Source organism: Streptomyces sp. NBC_01716 (genome assembly GCF_036248275.1).
GTDB lineage: Bacteria > Actinomycetota > Actinomycetes > Streptomycetales > Streptomycetaceae > Streptomyces.
Window position 1 is genome coordinate 6,401,020 of record NZ_CP109181.1, and the last position, 16,275, is coordinate 6,417,294.

Annotated in this window: 14 protein-coding genes; 7 read left to right on the forward strand and 7 right to left on the reverse strand. The window is 71.8% G+C overall.

Going from position 1 to position 16,275, the window contains the following annotated elements:
- Positions 1-39: 39 nt before the first annotated feature.
- Complete coding sequence (locus tag OIE74_RS28215; protein ID WP_329388495.1) at positions 40-267, forward strand: hypothetical protein; 228 nt, start codon at positions 40-42, stop codon at positions 265-267.
- Positions 268-295: 28 nt separating this feature from the next.
- On the opposite strand, the gene OIE74_RS28220 is transcribed toward OIE74_RS28215, so the two are convergent.
- Together OIE74_RS28220 and OIE74_RS28225 are read right to left on the reverse strand one after the other, a co-directional pair.
- Positions 296-1,621 carry an MFS transporter gene (locus tag OIE74_RS28220; protein ID WP_329388497.1) on the reverse strand — a complete coding sequence of 442 codons (1,326 nt, stop codon included), beginning with the start codon at positions 1,619-1,621 and terminating at the stop codon, positions 296-298.
- Between the two features lie 102 nt (positions 1,622-1,723).
- Positions 1,724-2,353 carry a hypothetical protein gene (locus OIE74_RS28225; RefSeq protein ID WP_329388499.1) on the reverse strand — a complete coding sequence of 210 codons (630 nt, stop codon included), beginning with the start codon at positions 2,351-2,353 and terminating at the stop codon, positions 1,724-1,726.
- Between the two features lie 148 nt (positions 2,354-2,501).
- Here OIE74_RS28225 and npdG point away from each other — a divergent pair, with 148 nt between their 5' ends.
- From npdG to OIE74_RS28240, 3 genes are all read left to right on the forward strand, one after another.
- A complete protein-coding gene (gene npdG, locus OIE74_RS28230) occupies positions 2,502-3,212 on the forward strand; it encodes an NADPH-dependent F420 reductase (protein ID WP_329388501.1) in 711 nt (236 codons plus the stop codon).
- Positions 3,213-3,285: 73 nt separating this feature from the next.
- Entirely contained in the window at positions 3,286-3,462 is a 177-nt protein-coding gene (locus tag OIE74_RS28235; protein ID WP_329388503.1) for a hypothetical protein, read from the forward strand.
- A gap of 131 nt (positions 3,463-3,593) precedes the next feature.
- A complete protein-coding gene (locus OIE74_RS28240) occupies positions 3,594-6,962 on the forward strand; it encodes an AfsR/SARP family transcriptional regulator (protein WP_329392468.1) in 3,369 nt (1,122 codons plus the stop codon).
- Positions 6,963-6,995: 33 nt separating this feature from the next.
- Here the strand turns inward: OIE74_RS28240 and OIE74_RS28245 are convergent, their stop codons facing one another.
- The 3 genes from OIE74_RS28245 to panB all read right to left on the reverse strand — a co-directional run bounded on the left by OIE74_RS28245 (position 6,996) and on the right by panB (position 9,926).
- Entirely contained in the window at positions 6,996-7,856 is an 861-nt protein-coding gene (locus tag OIE74_RS28245; protein ID WP_329388504.1) for an ABC transporter permease, read from the reverse strand.
- Positions 7,853-8,875: an ATP-binding cassette domain-containing protein gene (locus tag OIE74_RS28250; protein ID WP_329388506.1), complete on the reverse strand. Its 1,023-nt coding sequence runs from the start codon at positions 8,873-8,875 to the stop codon at positions 7,853-7,855. The genes OIE74_RS28245 and OIE74_RS28250 overlap by 4 nt, the downstream gene beginning before the upstream one ends.
- 190 nt (positions 8,876-9,065) lie before the next feature.
- Positions 9,066-9,926 (reverse strand): 3-methyl-2-oxobutanoate hydroxymethyltransferase, encoded by an 861-nt coding sequence (gene panB, locus OIE74_RS28255; protein WP_329388508.1) that lies wholly within the window; start codon positions 9,924-9,926, stop codon positions 9,066-9,068.
- A 176-nt stretch (positions 9,927-10,102) separates the two neighbouring features.
- Between panB and OIE74_RS28260 the strand changes: the two genes are divergently transcribed.
- From OIE74_RS28260 to OIE74_RS28270, 3 genes are all read left to right on the forward strand, one after another.
- Positions 10,103-11,779, forward strand: a complete 1,677-nt coding sequence (locus OIE74_RS28260) for a DHA2 family efflux MFS transporter permease subunit (protein ID WP_329388510.1) — start codon at positions 10,103-10,105, stop codon at positions 11,777-11,779.
- Between the two features lie 117 nt (positions 11,780-11,896).
- Positions 11,897-12,544, forward strand: coding sequence for a TetR/AcrR family transcriptional regulator (locus OIE74_RS28265; protein WP_329388512.1), 648 nt, complete (start codon positions 11,897-11,899; stop codon positions 12,542-12,544).
- A gap of 196 nt (positions 12,545-12,740) precedes the next feature.
- Positions 12,741-13,766 carry an endonuclease/exonuclease/phosphatase family protein gene (locus OIE74_RS28270; protein WP_329388514.1) on the forward strand — a complete coding sequence of 342 codons (1,026 nt, stop codon included), beginning with the start codon at positions 12,741-12,743 and terminating at the stop codon, positions 13,764-13,766.
- Positions 13,767-13,814: 48 nt separating this feature from the next.
- On the opposite strand, the gene OIE74_RS28275 is transcribed toward OIE74_RS28270, so the two are convergent.
- Both OIE74_RS28275 and OIE74_RS28280 read right to left on the reverse strand, forming a co-directional pair.
- A complete protein-coding gene (locus tag OIE74_RS28275) occupies positions 13,815-15,575 on the reverse strand; it encodes an NAD+ synthase (RefSeq protein WP_329388516.1) in 1,761 nt (586 codons plus the stop codon).
- A gap of 136 nt (positions 15,576-15,711) precedes the next feature.
- Positions 15,712-16,131: a CBS domain-containing protein gene (locus tag OIE74_RS28280; protein WP_329388518.1), complete on the reverse strand. Its 420-nt coding sequence runs from the start codon at positions 16,129-16,131 to the stop codon at positions 15,712-15,714.
- Between the last annotated feature and the right edge of the window lie 144 nt (positions 16,132-16,275).

The following is a 16,275-nucleotide window of genomic DNA, read 5'->3' on the forward strand; positions in this document are numbered from 1 at the left end:
GTTCAGAGGGTTCAGAGGGTTCAGAGGAAGGAGCCGACGATGGCCCTGTTCAAGAAGCGCACGGTGGGTAAGCCGGGCGAGTGGTTCTACTGCCTGGAACACAAACGGGTCGAGGAGGGCCCGGACTGTCCGGCCAAGGACCGCTTCGGCCCGTACGCCTCCAGACAGGAGGCGGAGCGCGCCATGGAGACGGCGGCCGAACGCAACCTCGACTGGGAGACGGACCCCCGCTGGCACGACAAGCAGCAGGACCCGCCCCCGTCCTGACCCCGCTTCTCCGCCGGCCCGTCCGGCGTCAGGCGACCGCCCCTGGCGCCGGGACCTCGGCGGCGACCGCGTCCTGCGCCGCCTCGGCCGCCTCCTGGTGGGCCTTCCGGCGCAGCGCGTCCTCGTCCGTCGCCGAGTCGTACGTCATCAGCTTCGGCAGCACCGCCGCCAGCAGCCCCACGGCCACCACGCACGCCACCCCGCCGCTCCAGACCGCCGGGCGGGTGCCTGTCCAGCCGGCCACCGTGCCCGCGCGGACCTGTCCGAGCTGCGGGCCCACGCTGTACGACAGCAGCTCCAGGCCCGCCAGTCTCCCCCGCAGTTCCTCGGGGATCGTCTGGTTCCAGATCGTCGAACGGCCGAGGCCGCTGAGCATGTCGCCGGCGCCCGCCAGCATCAGGAAGAGCAGGACCAGCCAGATGTTCGGCATCCAGCCCGCGAGGGTCATCGCCAGGCCCCAGCCGCCCGCGCCGAGCACCACCATCAGGCCGTGCCGCCGGATCCTCGACGCCCAGCCGCTGGTCAGGCTGACCAGTACGGAACCGAGCGGGATCGCCCCATACATCAGCCCCAGCGCCCACTCCGCCTCCAGGTCCTCCGCGAGGAACGGGAAGATCGCGAGCGGGTAGGCGAAGAGCATCGCGCTCAGGTCGACCGCGTACGTGCCCAGCAGCACCGGCTTGCTCCACGCGTACCGCGCGCCCTCGGCGATCCCTCGCAGCGACGGCTTGCCCGCCTCCTTGGAAGGCGGCGCGGGCCGCAGCCGCAGACACATCAGTACGGAGGCGACGAACCCGGTCACCGTCAGCGCGTACGCCGTCGCCGTCCCCGAGAACGCCACCACGACACCGGCCACCGCGGGCCCCGCGACCGCCGCGGTCTGCCAGCGCAGCGCGTTGAGCGCGGCGGCGGCCGTCGTCTGGGCATGCGGCACGATCCGCGCGATCAGCGAGTCCAGCGCCGGCCGCTGGATGCCCGCCAGCGCGGAGACACCGGCGGCCACGACGTAGAGCGGCCAGAGGGCCGGCCGGGGCAGCAGCGCGTTGATCAGCAGGACGACGGCGAGCAGCCCGAGGCCCGTCTCGGAGAGCAGGATCAGCCTGCGGCGGTCGACCGCGTCGGCGAGCGCGCCGCCGTACAGCCCGAAGACGATCAGCGGGACCAGCTCGACGGCGCCCATCGCCCCCACCGCGAGAGGCGAGTTGGTGAGGTCCTTGATCTGGAGCGGCAGCGCGATCATGGCCATGGAGCTGCCGAAATATGTCACCAGGCCCTGGATCCACAGGAGTCGGAACTCGCGCAGCGTGCGCAGGGGGGTGAGGTCCGGCAGGATCGCGGACAGCTTTCGGGTCACGAGAGGCCATGCTCTGCCGAGACGGTCACGACGGGCAACTTCTTTAGCCGGCCGTCGACTCCGGCCCCGACTCCGCATCCGACTCCGCCCCCGGCGCGGGCGTCACCAGCGGGCGGGCGGCGGTGACGTCAGCTGGTCGACGAGCCGCGACAGCCGGTCCCGGAAGCGGCGCCTGCCGTGCGCCGCCGGCAGGCTGTTCTCGCCGGCCGCCGCGCTCACCAGGTGCTGCACCATGTCGAGGTCGATGCCCGACCCACCCTCCTCGGAAGCCTCCGGCACCGGCGGGGCGATCGTGAGCGCCTCGTGCGCGAGCCCCACCACCTCGGAGTCCCCGCTCCCCAGCGACAGCACCGTCGCCCCCGCCCGCCGCGCGTCGTGCACCCGCTCCAGCAGCCCGCCGTCCGGCCGCTCCGGTGCCACCATCAGCAGCGTCTCGCCCCGTCCCGCCGCCTGGAGCCTGCCGAGCCCGACGGCCAGATGCGGTGGGTCGCCGGGCCGTACCCGGTGCCGTACGAGCAGCGGCGTCAGCTCCGGACGGCCGGACCACGCCGCCTCGTCCACCAGATGCGCGGCCATGTGCCACGGCTCGTACGCCCGCGTCCCGACCAGCAGCAGTCCGCCCCCGTGCGGCACGACGGAGGACCGCAGGGACGCGGCGAACCGCCTGGTCGCGGCCGGCCACTCCGTACCGGCCAGGACTTCACGGAGCAGGGCGACGCGTACGGCATCCATGGGCCGGGATCCTGCCGCAGCGGCGGGCCCCGCACCGGAGGTCGGCACGGCGTCACCCGAACGTGCCATTCCGGCTGTGCGGGGGCGCGAGAGGGGCCCTTGAGGGTCGCGCCGAGTGGGTCCCACGGCGACAAGTACTGTCAAGGTCATGACTTCTACCGACAGTGGCAGCACGCCGAAGCCCCCCGCCAAGGACCCCTGGGAGCTTCCCGACGTCGCGGACCTGACCGTGGGTGTTCTCGGCGGCACCGGCGACCAGGGGCGCGGCCTCGCCTACCGGCTGGCACGGGCCGGGCAGAAAGTGATCATCGGCTCCCGCGCCGCCGAGCGCGCCGGGACGGCCGCCGCCGAACTCGGCCTCGGCATCGAGGGCGCGGACAACGCGGAGTGCGCGCGCCGCAGCGACATCGTCATCGTCGCTGTGCCGTGGGACGGCCACGCCAAGACGCTGGAATCGCTCAGGGAAGAACTCACGGGCAAGCTCGTCGTCGACTGCGTCAACCCCCTCGGCTTCGACAAGAAGGGCGCCTACGCGCTGACGCCGGAGGAGGGCAGCGCCGCCGAACAGGCCGCAGCCCTGCTGCCCGGCTCACGTGTGACCGGTGCCTTCCACCATCTGTCCGCCGTACTGCTCCTGGACGCCTCGGTCGGGCAGATCGACACCGATGTGATGGTGCTGGGCGAGACGCGGGCCGACACCGACATCGTGCAGGCGCTCGCGGCGCGTATCCCCGGGATGCGGGGGGTGTTCGCGGGGCGGCTGCGCAACGCGCACCAGGTGGAGTCGCTCGTGGCGAACCTGATCTCCGTCAACCGCCGTTACAAGGCGCACGCGGGTCTGCGGGTCACCGACGTCTGAGGGCGGCGAGGCATGGGGGACACTGGACGGGCGCCGTACGCACGTCCTCACGCCCCCGACAGGAGCCGACCTCATGCCCCGCCTCGCCCTCTACGCCCTCGTCGTCTGCCTCCTGGCCGTCACGGCGGCCGTGGTGTCCTTCGTCCAGGGCAGCACCTGGCTCGGCGTCGTCTGGGTGCTGCTGGCCGGGCTGTCCTCGAACATGGCCTGGTACTACCGCCGTAGGACGAGGACAGCCGCCTCGCGCTAGAGCGCGCCCGGCCCTGTCGGCGACACGCCGAAAACGTCTCGCCCGCGGGGGTGGGTTCCGGCGAGGGTGGGCGTACGGAGGGGGAGGCGCACATGGGGGGCAGGAACGTGGGGGAGCTGTCGGCCGACCGGATGGTCGTACCGGACAATGGTGGGGTGCGTTACCGGCTTCTCGGCCCCACCCGGGCACTGCGCCCCGACGGCACCCCGTACGCCGTCGGCGGATCGAGGCTGCGCGCGCTGCTGACGGTGCTGGCGCTGCGGCCCGGCCGGACCGTCCCGGCGGCCACCCTCGTCGAGGAGGTCTGGGACGGCGAAGTGCCCGCGGACGCCGCCGGCGCGCTCCAGGCCCTGGTCAGCAGGCTCCGCCGGGTGCTCGGTGCCGGGGCGGTCGTCTCCGACACCGGTGGGTACCGGCTCCGCGCGGCCCCGGAGGACGTGGACCTGTACCGCTTCGAACGGCTCACCGCCGAGGGCACCAAGGCGCTGGACGCCGGCAGCCACGAACGGGGCGCCGAACTCCTGGACGAGGCCCTGGGACTCTGGCACGGCCCCGCGCTGTCCGACCTGCCCGACCGCAGGGCGGAGTCGGCGCGCTGGGAGGCCCGTCGGCTGGGCGCCCGCAGGGCACGGCTCACGGCGGCGCTCGCCCTCGGCCGGGCGGAGGAGGCGCTCCCGGAGCTGGCGGCGCTCTGCGACGACCACCCCATCGACGAACTGCTCCAGGCCCTGCGCATCCGCGCGCTGCGCGCCGTGGGGCGTACGGCCGAGGCGCTGTCGGCGTACGAGGACGTGCGCCGCGACCTCGCGACGCGGCTCGGCACGGACCCGGGGCCCGAACTGCGCTCGCTGCACAAGGAGTTGCTGAGCCCGGACGAGCACGGGACGGGCGAGAACGCGAACGGCGAGCACGGCAACGGCGACCGCCCGCGCCGTACGCCCCGGACGGAGCCCGCGCCCGCGGTCAACGGCGCCGCGCCCCCTTCGGCCTCCGGCAACCTCCGCGTCCCCCTCACCAGCTTCGTCGGCCGCGACACCGACCTGGACGCCCTGCGGGGAGACCTCCGCGACGCGCGGCTCGTCACCCTGCTCGGGGCCGGCGGCGCCGGGAAGACGCGCCTGTCGCAGGAGGCCGCCGCCGCGGTCGACCCCGGTGGCTGGCCCGACGGGGTGTGGCTCGCCGAACTCGCGCCCGTGGACGACCCCGCGACCGTGCCCGAGGCCGTACTCCTCGCCCTCGGGGCGCGTGAGACCGTGCTGCGCGGCGCCGGGGCCGAGGGGCTGCGGGCCGTCGACCCGGGCTCCAACGACCCCCTCGTACGGCTCGTGGAGCACTGTTCGCGCCGGCGCATGCTGATCCTGCTCGACAACTGCGAGCACGTCGTGGACGCCGCCGCCCGGCTCGCCGAGGAACTGCTCGCCCGCTGCCCCGGCGTGACCGTCCTCGCCACCAGCCGCGAACCGCTCGGCGTGCCCGGCGAGGTCGTACGCCCCGTCGGCCCCCTGCCCGAACCGATGGCGCTGCGGCTGCTCGCAGACCGCGGCGCCGCCGCCCGCCCCGGCTTCCGTACGGACGAGGACCCGGCCGCCGCCGACGAGATCTGCCGCCGGCTCGACGGGCTGCCGCTCGCGATCGAACTGGCCGCCGCCCGGCTGCGGATGCTCACCCCCCGGCAGATCGCCGACCGCCTCGACGACCGCTTCCGCCTGCTGACCGGCGGCAGCCGCACCGTACTGCCCAGACAGCAGACGCTGCGCGCCGTGGTCGACTGGTCGTGGGACCTGCTCGACTCCGCCGAGCGGACCGCGCTGGGCGCCCTGTCCGTCTTCGCGGGCGGCTGCGACCTGGCCGCCGCCGAGGCCGTGTGCGGGCCCGACGCGCTGGAAGTGCTCGGCTCGCTGGTCGACAAGTCGCTCGTGGTCGCCACCCCTGCCCCGGACGGGGCGATGCGCTTCCGGCTGCTGGAGACCGTCCTGGAGTACGCGGGTGAGCGGCTGGACGAGTCCGACGGCCGCGCCGCCGCCGAGCGCCGTCATCTCGTGCACTTCCGGGAGCTGGCCCGGCGCGCCGACCCGAAGCTGCGCGGTGCCGAGCAACTCCGGTGGATCGAGCGGCTCTCGGTCGAGTACGAGAACCTGCGCACCGCGCTGCGGCATGCCGTCGCCGCCGGGGACGAGCACGAGGCGCTCTGTCTGGTGCACTCCCTCGCCTGGTACTGGCACATCCGCGACATGCGCACCGACGCCCGGCACTGGTCGGGCGCCGCCGCCGAACTGGGCCCCGACCCCTTCGATCCACCGGTCTCCCCGGCCCCGCCGATCCACGAACGGTGCACGGACGCGCCGCCGCCGATGGCGCCCGAGCTGCTGCTGGAGGCGCGGCGCGGGACCCGGCTGATCCATCTGGCCAACATGGACCACGACTTCGACGTGTGGACCTCGCCCGACGCGCTGGAGTGGCTGCGCCGCGTCCGTGAGGTGTACCGGCCCGGTCTGCCGCAGACCTGCCGTACACCCGGCTCGCTCTGGTTCTTCTCCATCCTGCTGACGGGGGAGTCCGACCGGCTCCGTGAGGTGACGGACGGGACCGTCGACGCGTGCAGGGAACTCGGCTACGAGTGGGAGCTCGCGTCGGCCCTCCAGGTGCGGGCGAACATCCTCGCCAACCGCACGGAGTGGGTGGGCGACGCGGGCCGGGACGCCGAGGAGAGCCTGGAGATCTTCACCAGGATCGGCGACGCGTGGGGCGCCGCGGAGGCCCTGTCGGCCCGTGCCGAGGCCTTTGAGCGCAGCGGTGAGTTCGAGCGCTCCGCGACCGACTTCCGCGCCGCCATCGACAACGCCCGGCTGCTCGGCGCCGAGTCGCAGATCTCGCTCCTGCGCACGCGCCTCGCGGGCGTGATGATGGAGACGGGCGACGGGGACGAGGCCGAGGCGATGCTGCGCGAGATCCTCGCCCGGACCGAACGGCGGGGCTACGAGGCCGAGCCGGCCGCCCGCCTCTATCTGGCGATGTGGCTCGGCCGCACCGGACGGGCCACCGAGGGCCGCCGTGAACTCGACCTGCTGCTTGAGGACTTCAACCGTTCCAACCTCGCCCTCTTCGAAGGGTTCGTGTTCGGGCTGCTCTCCTGGCTGGAGAATCTCGACGGGCGGTACGCAGAAGCGCTCGACCGGTCACGGCAGGCCCTGGACCGTACGCGCGACCCGATGTCGCGGATGGTCGCCCCGCAGATGCCTGCGGTCCATCTGCTCACCGCGGGCTGGGCGATGGCCGGACTCGGCGGCCCGGAGCGGGTACGCGACGGCGCGCGCCTCGTGGGCGCGTACGAGGCGCACCTGCCGCGGGGCCACTACTCCCACTCGCAGGAGCGCGAGTGCCGGGAGGGGGCCGATGCCATGATCCACGCCGGCGGGCTGGCGGGCGCCGACTACGAGAAGGCGCTCGCCGAGGGCCGAACGCTCTCCCTCGACGAGGCCTTCGAACTCGCCGGCGCCTGAGGCGCCCGTCTCCGTCCCACCGGAGGCCCGGTCTCAGGTCTTCTTGCGGAACTTGGCCACCGCGATCGGCGCCGTCACCACCGTGATCACCGCCGACCAGGCCAGCGTCAGCCACAGGTCGTGCGCGACCGGCCCGCCGATGAACAGCCCGCGCGCCGCGTCGGCCAGATTCGACAGCGGGTTGTAGTCCGTGAAGTTCTGCAGCCAGCCCGGCATCGTGGACGGCGGGGTGAAGATCGAGGAGCCGAACTGGAGCGGCATCAGCACCAGGAAGCCGACCCCCTGCACCGCCTGCGCCGTCTTCACGGTGAGACCGATCAGGATGAAGATCCACATCAGCGACGCACCGAACAGCAGCGAGAGCCCGATCGCGCCCAGCACGTGGAGCGGTGAGGTCTCGACCTCCATACCGAGGATGAAGCCCACGGTCAGCAGGATCGCGAAGGCGACCATCATGCGGCCGACCTCGACCACGATCTTCGCGACCAGGACCGACGACCGGGCGATGGGCATCGTCCGGAACCGGTCCATGACCCCCTTCTGGAAGTCCTCGTTTATCCCGCTGCCCACCGCCATCGAGACGTTGAGCCCCATCATCGCCATCAGGCCGGGGACCAGATAGCTCACGTACTCGGACTGGTTGCCCTTGCCCGCCACGGCCCCGCCGAAGACGAAGACGAACAGCAGCGTGAAGACGATCGGCATCAGCAGGACGTCGAACATCGACTCCGGGTCCTGCTTGATCTGGAGGGCGTTACGGCGCGCGAGGGCGCCGATGTGCCGCAGATTGGCCCGCAGACCGATCCGGCCCTCGTCGGCGGTGGTCCGGACTCTCTGTTCGGTCCGGGGGGACGGCGCGGGCTCCGTCACCTTCGTCGTAGTCGCCGTACTCATGCCGCGGCCCCCTTCAACTGCGCGTCGGTCTCTGTGTCGTCGGACCGCTCGCTCGACTTCTCGCCCGTGATCGCCAGGAACACCTCGTCCAGGCTGGGCAGATGGGTGCCGATGTGCGCGATGTCGAAACCGCGCCCGCCCAGCAGCCCGATGACGGCGGTCAGTTGCTCGTCGGCGAGGATCGGCACGAAGAGCATGCCGTCGTGGATCTGCGATCCCGCGATGCCGTCAAGACCCGTCTCGTTCAACGCCCTGGCCATCTCCGGCAGCCGGGCGGGGTCGCTCGGGCGGATCTCCAGGGTCCGGCCGCCGACCTTCGCCTTCAGCTCGTCGACCTTGCCGCCCGCGACGACCCGGCCGCGGTCGATGACCGTCAGCTCGCTCGCGAGCTGCTCGGCCTCTTCCATGTACTGCGTGGTGAGCAGGACGGTCACGCCGTCGGACACCATCCGCTGGACCTCCGCCCACACCTCGTTACGGGTGCGGGGATCGAGGCCCGTCGTCGGCTCGTCCAGATAGAGCACCGCGGGCTTGCCGATCATCGACGCCGCGAGGTCCAGGCGCCTGCGCATACCGCCGGAGTACTGGAGCACCGGCTTCTTCGCCGCCTCGGTGAGCGAGAACCGCTCCAGCAGCTCGTCGGCGCGCTTACGGGCGGCGGGCCGGGGCAGATCGAGCAGCCGCCCGATCATGTACAGGTTCTCCCAGCCGGCGAGCTTCTCGTCCACCGAGGCGTACTGCCCGGTGAGGCCGATGGTGCGGCGGAGCTGTCGCGGCTGCTTGACGACGTCGTAGCCGGCGACGACGGCCGTGCCCGCGTCGGGCAGGATCAGGGTGGACAAGCAGCGTACGAGGGTGGTCTTCCCGGCGCCGTTGGGGCCGAGGACACCGAGGACCGTGCCTTCACGCACGTCCAGGTCCACCCCGTCCAGCGCCTTGGTCGCACCGTAGTGCTTGACCAGGCCCCGCACTGTGACGGCCGTGGTGCCGTCGGCAGGGATTGTGTCGATTCGCGTCATGCCGACGATCCTGGCATCCGCCACTGACAACGGACCGACAGGCGGCCGACAGCCCGCCGACACGCACGTGTCGGACCTGTCCCGGGAGGACACGCGACGGATGCGCCGCGACCCCGGGAACGCCGACAGCCCGCCGATGGGGGATGTCGGCGGGCTGTCTTGTGTTGCGGCAGTGGCTGCTGTGGTGGGGCTAGTGGAAGGTGTGCTCTTCCTGCGGGAACGTGCCGCCCACGACCTCGTCCGCGAACGCCTTCGCGGCGTCGCCGAGCGTCTGCCGGAGGTTCGCGTACTGCTTGGTGAAGCGTGGCACCTTGCCACCCGTGAGACCCACCATGTCGGTGTACACGAGCACCTGCGCGTCGGTGTCAGGACCGGCGCCGATGCCTATGGTCGGGATGGACAGCGACCGCGTGACCTCGGCGGCGACCTCGGCGGGCACCAGCTCCAGGACCACCGCGAACGCGCCGGCCGCCTGCGCCGACTTGGCGTCGTGCAACAGCCGGTGAGCGGCCTCGTCGCCCCGGCCCTGCACCCGGTAGCCGAGGGTGTTCACCGACTGCGGCGTCAGGCCGAGGTGCGACATGACCGGGATACCGGCCTGGACCAGCAGCTCCGTCTGCGGCAGCGAGCGCGCCCCGCCCTCCAGCTTGACCGCGCCGACCCCGGCGTCCTTGACCAGCCGGGTGGCGCTGCGCAGGGCCTGGACGGGGCCTTCCTGGTACGAGCCGAAGGGGAGGTCACCGACGACCAGCGCGCGCTTGGTGCCCCGTACGACCGCCGCGGAGAGCATCGTCATCTCGTCGAGCGTGACCGGTACCGTGGTCTCGTAGCCCAGATGGACATTGCCCATCGAGTCGCCGACGAGCATGACCGGGATGCCGGCCTCGTCGAAGACGGACGCGGTCATCGCGTCGTAGGCGGTGAGCATGGGCCACTTCTCGCCGCGTCGCTTGGCGGCGGCGATGTCGTGGACGGTGACGCGGCGGGTGCTGGTGCCGCCGTAGAGCGACTTGGTGTCGCCGGAGGGGTTCTGCGCAGCCTCGGAATTCATGGCGTACGGCTCCTTCGTCATCTCGAGGCGCCCTGACGGCGTCCCCGGACCGAGTCCATGGTGGCATCTCCGGACCGTCGACGGGAAGTGGGGTTGCTCCGGCCGGGCCGGTCCGTTGGGTAAAGAATTTACAATACGAGACGGTCTCGTATTGAAATGGGCATACGCTCAGGTCCATGTCCACATCGTCACCCTCGTCCACACCGCCGCCGTCCTCACCGGTATCCGGGCCGGCCGGCGACCACGGCTCGGCACCCCGGGTCCCCGAAGCCATTCACCGCCGCCGCTGGGCCATCCTCGGCGTCCTGATGTTCAGCCTGCTCATCGTGGTGCTGGACAACTCGATCCTGAACGTCGCGGTCAAGACGATCGCGAGCCCCGAGCCCGTCGGCCTCGGCGCCACCCAGAGCGAGCTCGAATGGGCGATCAACTCCTACACCCTCGTCTTCGCCGGCCTCCTCTTCACCTCCGGTCTGCTCGGCGACCGCGTCGGCCGAAAGAAGGTGCTGCTCTTCGGCATCGCCGTCTTCGGCGTCGGCTCCGCCCTCGCCGCGATGTCCGGATCGCCCGGTGAACTCGTCGCGTACCGCGCCCTGATGGGCTTCGGCGCCGCCTTTGTGATGCCGGCCACCCTCGCCGTCCTGATGAACGTCTTCGAGCGTGACGAGCAGCCCAAGGCCATCGGCATATGGGCCGGCAGTGTCGGACTCGGCATAGCCGTCGGGCCCATCACCGGCGGCGTGCTGCTCGAACACTTCTGGTGGGGCTCGATCTTCCTGATCAACGTCCCCGTGGTGGTCGTCGCCCTGATAGCCATGGTGGTGCTGGTCCCGGACTCCAGGGACCCCAGCCCCGGCCGGGTCGACCCGGTGGGCGTACTGCTCTCGATCGTCGGCCTCGTCCTGCTGGTGTACGGGATCATCCGCGCGGGCGAGCTCGCCGACTTCACCGATGCCGGGGTGCTGGCCTCGATCATCGGCGGTCTGGCCGTCCTGACCGCGTTCGTCGTGCACCAGAAGCGCAGCGACCATCCGTCGATCGACATGTCCTACTTCAAGAAGCCCGCGTTCTCGGCCGCTGTCGCCGCCATCGCGCTGGTCTTCTTCGCCCTGATGGGCGTGACCTTCTTCTCGGCCTTCTACCTCCAGAGCGTGCGCGGCTACAGCGCGCTCGACTCCGGCCTGCTGATCCTGCCGCTCGCCGTGGCGCAGATGGTGTTCGCGCCGCGTGCCCGGCTGGTCGTCGAACGGTTCGGCGCCCGCGCGGTCTGCACCGCCGGCATGCTGCTCGTCGCTGTCGGCCTCGCCGCGTTCGCCCTGTTCGACGCGACCACGCCCGTCTGGGTGCTGTGCGTCGTGTTCTTCGTCCAGGGCGCCGGAATGGCCCACATCATGCCGCCGGTGACCGTCGCCGTCATGCAGGCCCTGCCGCGCGAGAAGGCCGGCTCGGGCTCGGCCGTCAACAACACCTTCCGCCAGGTCGGCGGCGCGCTCGGGATCGCCGTACTCGGCTCGCTGCTCTCCACCACCTACCGCGGCGAGATCGAGGGACACCTCGGCGCCGTACCGGCCGCCGCGCGCGACACGGCGGGGGAGTCGATCGAGGCGACCATGGCCGTCGCCGAGAAACTCGGCCCCGCCGGCGGCCAGTTGATCTCCTCGGCGAACGACGCCTTCCTGACCGCCATGCACGTCACAGCCCTCGGTTCGGCCGCCGTCGCGCTGGTCGGCACCGTCGTGGTGGCGCTCTTCATGCCGGGCCGTACGGCTCCGAAGGGACCCGCCCCGAAGAAGCAGGCGGCCGGTCCGCGGGCGGAGCCGCCGGCCGAGCCCGCGTCGGCCCTGCGGGACTGACAGGCGGCCGACCGCGCCCGACCGGTCGCGCGCGGTCGACCCCGTCCGCCGGCGTCGGCGAGAATCGACCGCGTCGCGCGGCGTACGGCGTGGTGGAGCAGGGCGAAAGGTGAGGCGTTGCGAGGGCGAGAACAGGGTGAGGAACGGGAGCCCAGGCGAGGCCGGCCGCGCAGCGAGGCGGCCGAACGCGCCATCATCGAGGCCGTGGTGCGGCTTCTTGAGGAGGGTGAGCCGCTGGCCGGGCTCTCCATCGAGCGCATCGCACGGACGGCGGGCGTCGGCAAGGCGACCATCTACCGGCGCTGGCGCGACAAGGAAGAGCTCTTCGTCGACGTCCTGCGCGACATCGAACCGCCCGAACCCGCCCTGTCGGGCACCTCGGGCCTCGCCGACATCCTCATCATTCTGGAGACCCTGCGCCGCCGGGGTCTCGCCCAGCGCGACTCGACCCTGCTCCACAGCGTCCTCTCGCAGATGAAGAGCCACCCGAAGCTGTGGAACGCCTACCACGCCACCGTCATCGAGCCGCGGCGGGTCGCGATGCGGGCGGCGGTCCGCCGCGCCGTCGCCGCGGGTGAACTCCGCGACGACATCGACGTGGAGCTGATGACCGAACTGATCACCAGCCCCATGCTCGTACGCACCATCCACCGCAGGGACGCGCCGCTGGAGGACGACCTCTCCGAGCGGATCGTCCGGACGCTGCTCGAAGGCCTGCGACCCAGGGAAACCGCCACGGACGCCGTCGGCGGGACGGAGAGCTGAGCGCCCGCCGTGCACCCGCGCCGAACGTGCGTGTTCCGTCACAGCCGCCCGTCGTTCACCCTCGTCCGGAACCCGCCGCCCCTCACCACTCGTCCTTGTGCCCGTACGGCCGTCGTGGGGGAACGGCAGGGAAAGCGCCCGTCATCGCCTAGGGTCGACGGCGGGCGTGCACGGCAAGGCAGCGAGGGCAGGCGGAATGACGCAGGAGTACACGGCTGAGTCCCAGGTGGACGGCGCCGAGGACAACGACCCTCCCACGAGCCGGTTCCGGGCCTTCGTCGACCGTGTACGCGGCGACCGCGGGATCTGGCGGAGGGGTCTCGTCCTCGCGGTGCTGGCCGTCCTGACGGCGCTGCTGATGATCCTGCACGCCCAGGTCCCCAACCGCATCGGCAACTTGGGCAGTCTCATGGAGACGTTCCTGCCGTGGCTGGGGCTGCTCGTCCCCGTGATTCTCGTGGGCGCGCTGGTACGCCGCTCCGCCACCGCGCTGATCGCGCTCCTGCTGCCCGCCGTCGTCTGGGTCAATCTCTTCGGCGGGCTGCTCCTCGACAAGTCGGGCGGCGGCGGCGATCTGACGGTCGCCACGCACAACGTCAACGCGGAGAACACCGACCCGGAGGGAACCGCGCGCGAGGTCGCCGCGTCGGGCGCGGACGTCGTCGCGCTGGAGGAGCTGAAGGCGTCGGCGGTTCCCACGTACGAGAAGGGGCTGGCCGGGACGTACAAGTACCACTCGGTGCAGGGCACGGTGGGCCTCTGGAGCAAGTACCCGGTGACCGGCAGCAGCCCCGTCGACATCGGGATGGGCTGGACCCGCGCGATGCGGGCCACGGTGACGACGCCGAAGGGCGAGGTCGCCGTCTACGTGGCGCACCTGCCGTCCGTACGCGTCAAGCTGCACGCCGGATTCACCGCCAACCAGCGCGACAACAGCGCCGACGCGCTCGGTGAGGCGATCGCGGACGAGGAGATCCGGCGGGTGGTGCTGCTCGGCGACCTCAACGGCACGATGAACGACCGCTCCCTGAACGCCGTGACGTCGCAGATGCGTTCCACCCAGGGCGCCGCCGGTGACGGCTACGGCTTCAGCTGGCCCGCGGCGTTCCCGATGGCGCGGATCGACCAGATCATGGTCAAGGGCGTCGAGCCGCTGTCCTCGTGGACGCTGCCCCGGACGGGCAGCGACCATCTGCCGATCGCCGCCCGTATCGAACTCTGAGCTCCGCCGGGCCTGTTCGGCGCTTCGGCCGTCCAGTCGTCCGGCTGCTCACGGGCTCGGCGATTCCCGCCAGCGGTTGGTGATCGGCAGCCGCCGGTCCTTGCCGAAGCCCTTCGCGGAGATTTTGGTGCCCGGCGGATACTGCCGTCGTTTGTACTCCGCCGTGTCCACCATGCGCAGCGTCTTCGCCACCACCGCCGGGTCGAAACCCGCCGCGACGATCGCGTCCTTGCCCTGGTCGCGGTCGACGTACAGCGCCAGCAGCCGGTCCAGCACGTCGTAGTCCGGCAGCGAGTCCGTGTCGACCTGGCCGGGGCGCAGTTCGGCGCTCGGCGGCTTGGTGATGGAGTTCTCCGGAATGGGCGGGGTCTGGCCGCGCTCATCGGCGGCGCGGTTGCGCCAGCGGGCGAGCCGGAAGACCGTCGTCTTGTAGACGTCCTTGATCGGGCCGTACGCGCCGACGGAGTCGCCGTACAGCGTCGAATACCCCACCGCCAGCTCGGACTTGTTCCCCGGCGCGAGGACGATCTGGCCCTCCTGGTTGGACAGCGCCATCAGCATCGTGCCGCGCAGCCGCGACTGGAGGTTCTCCTCGGCGAGTCCGGTCAGGCCGAGCGAGTCCATGTACGCGTCGAACATCGGCTCGATGGGAACGGTGCGGAAGTTCAGCCCCGTACGGCGTGCCAGTTCGGCCGCGTCACCGCGCGAGTGGTCCGAGGAGTACTTCGACGGCATGGAGACGCCGTAGACGTTCTCCGCGCCGAGCGAGTCGCAGGCGATCGCGGCGACGAGGGCCGAGTCGATGCCGCCGGAGAGGCCGATCAGGACGGACCTGAAGCCGTTCTTCGCCGCGTACGCGCGCAGGCCCACCACCAGGGCGGAGTAGACCTCCTCGTCGTCGTCCAGCCGGTCCGCGTAACCGCCGGCCAGCTCCGGCTCGTAGGCGGCGACGGGCTCCTCGGAGAGGACGACATGGTCGACGCGCAGCCCGTCGTCCACGATGCCGGCCGGCGGTTCGGCGGCGGCCGCCGGCAGATCGAGGTCGAGCACCACACAGCCCTCGGAGAACTGCGGTGCGCGCGCGACGACTTCGCCGTCCTTGTCGACGACGATCGAGTCACCGTCGAAGACGAGCTCGTCCTGGCCGCCGATCATCGCCAGATACGCGGTGGTGCACCCGGCCTCCTGGGCGCGCTTGCGTACGAGTTCGAGCCGGGTGTCGTCCTTGGCCTGCTCGTAGGGCGAGGCGTTGATCGAGAGCAGCAGACCGGCCCCGGCGGACCGGGTGGCCGGGACCCGGCCGCCGTCCTGCCAGAGGTCCTCGCAGATCGCGAGGGCGACGTCGATGCCGCGCACCCGTACGACGGGCATGGTGTCGCCGGGCACGAAGTAGCGGTACTCGTCGAAGACGCCGTAGTTCGGCAGATGGTGCTTGGCGAACGACAGCGCCACCCCGCCCCGGTGCAGCACGGCGGCGGCGTTCTGCGGCGAGCCCGCCGGCCGGCCGATCCGCGGCCGGTCCCGCTCGGACCGGTCGAGATAGCCCAGCACGACGGGCAGCTCGCCGAAGCCCTCGTCGGCGAGCCGCGCGGCGAGCGCGCGCAGCGCGTCGCGGGACGCCTCGACGAAGGACGACCGCAGGGCCAGGTCCTCGACGGGGTAGCCGGTGAGCACCATCTCGGGGAACGCGACGAGATGCGCGCCCTGCTCGGCGGAGTGCCGGGTCCAGTGCACGATCGCCTCGGCGTTTCCGGCGAGATCGCCGACAGTCGAGTCGATCTGATTCAGAGCGAGACGTAGTTGAGGCACGCGTCCACTGTAATCGTCTCTCTGACGCGATGGGGTGGCGGGGCAGGATCCGGCCGACAGAACCCACGCACGGGCCGTGTGTGAGCCGCGCCACGGGGCAGCGGCCCGCACACGCGCCCGGTGCCTGTGAGGCTGCTCAGCCGGCCGCGTAGACCTGCTCGGCCCACGTGGCGATCTGCTCCTCGCTCAGGTGCTGCGCCAGATCCGCCTCGCTGATCATGCCGACGAGGCGCTTGTTCTCGATCACGGGCAGCCGGCGGATCTGGTGCTCCTGCATCTCTTCGAGCACGTCGTCCACCTCCGCGTCCGCGTCGATCCAGCGCGGTGTGCCGTTCGCCATCTCGGCCGCGGTGGTCTTCGCCGGGTCGTGGCCCTGCGCCACACAGCCCACGACGATGTCGCGGTCGGTCAGGATGCCCGTCAGCCGCTCGTCGACGTCCGCGATGGGCAGCGCGCCCACGTCCAGGTCCCGCATGAGCTGCGCGGCCCGGTCCAGGGTCTCGTGCGAGGGGATCCAGTCGGCGCCGGGATGCATGATGTCTCTGGCGTTGGTCATGGGGTTCGTCCCTCCTGAATGCCGTCCTTCCCGAGCGCACCCATCGTCATGGGGCCGTACGGGTGTACGCGACCGCAGTCACCCGAACGGGTGAATCGTGGGTCCGGCGGGGCCGAGCGCGCACCGCCCGAACGGCGCCGCCCC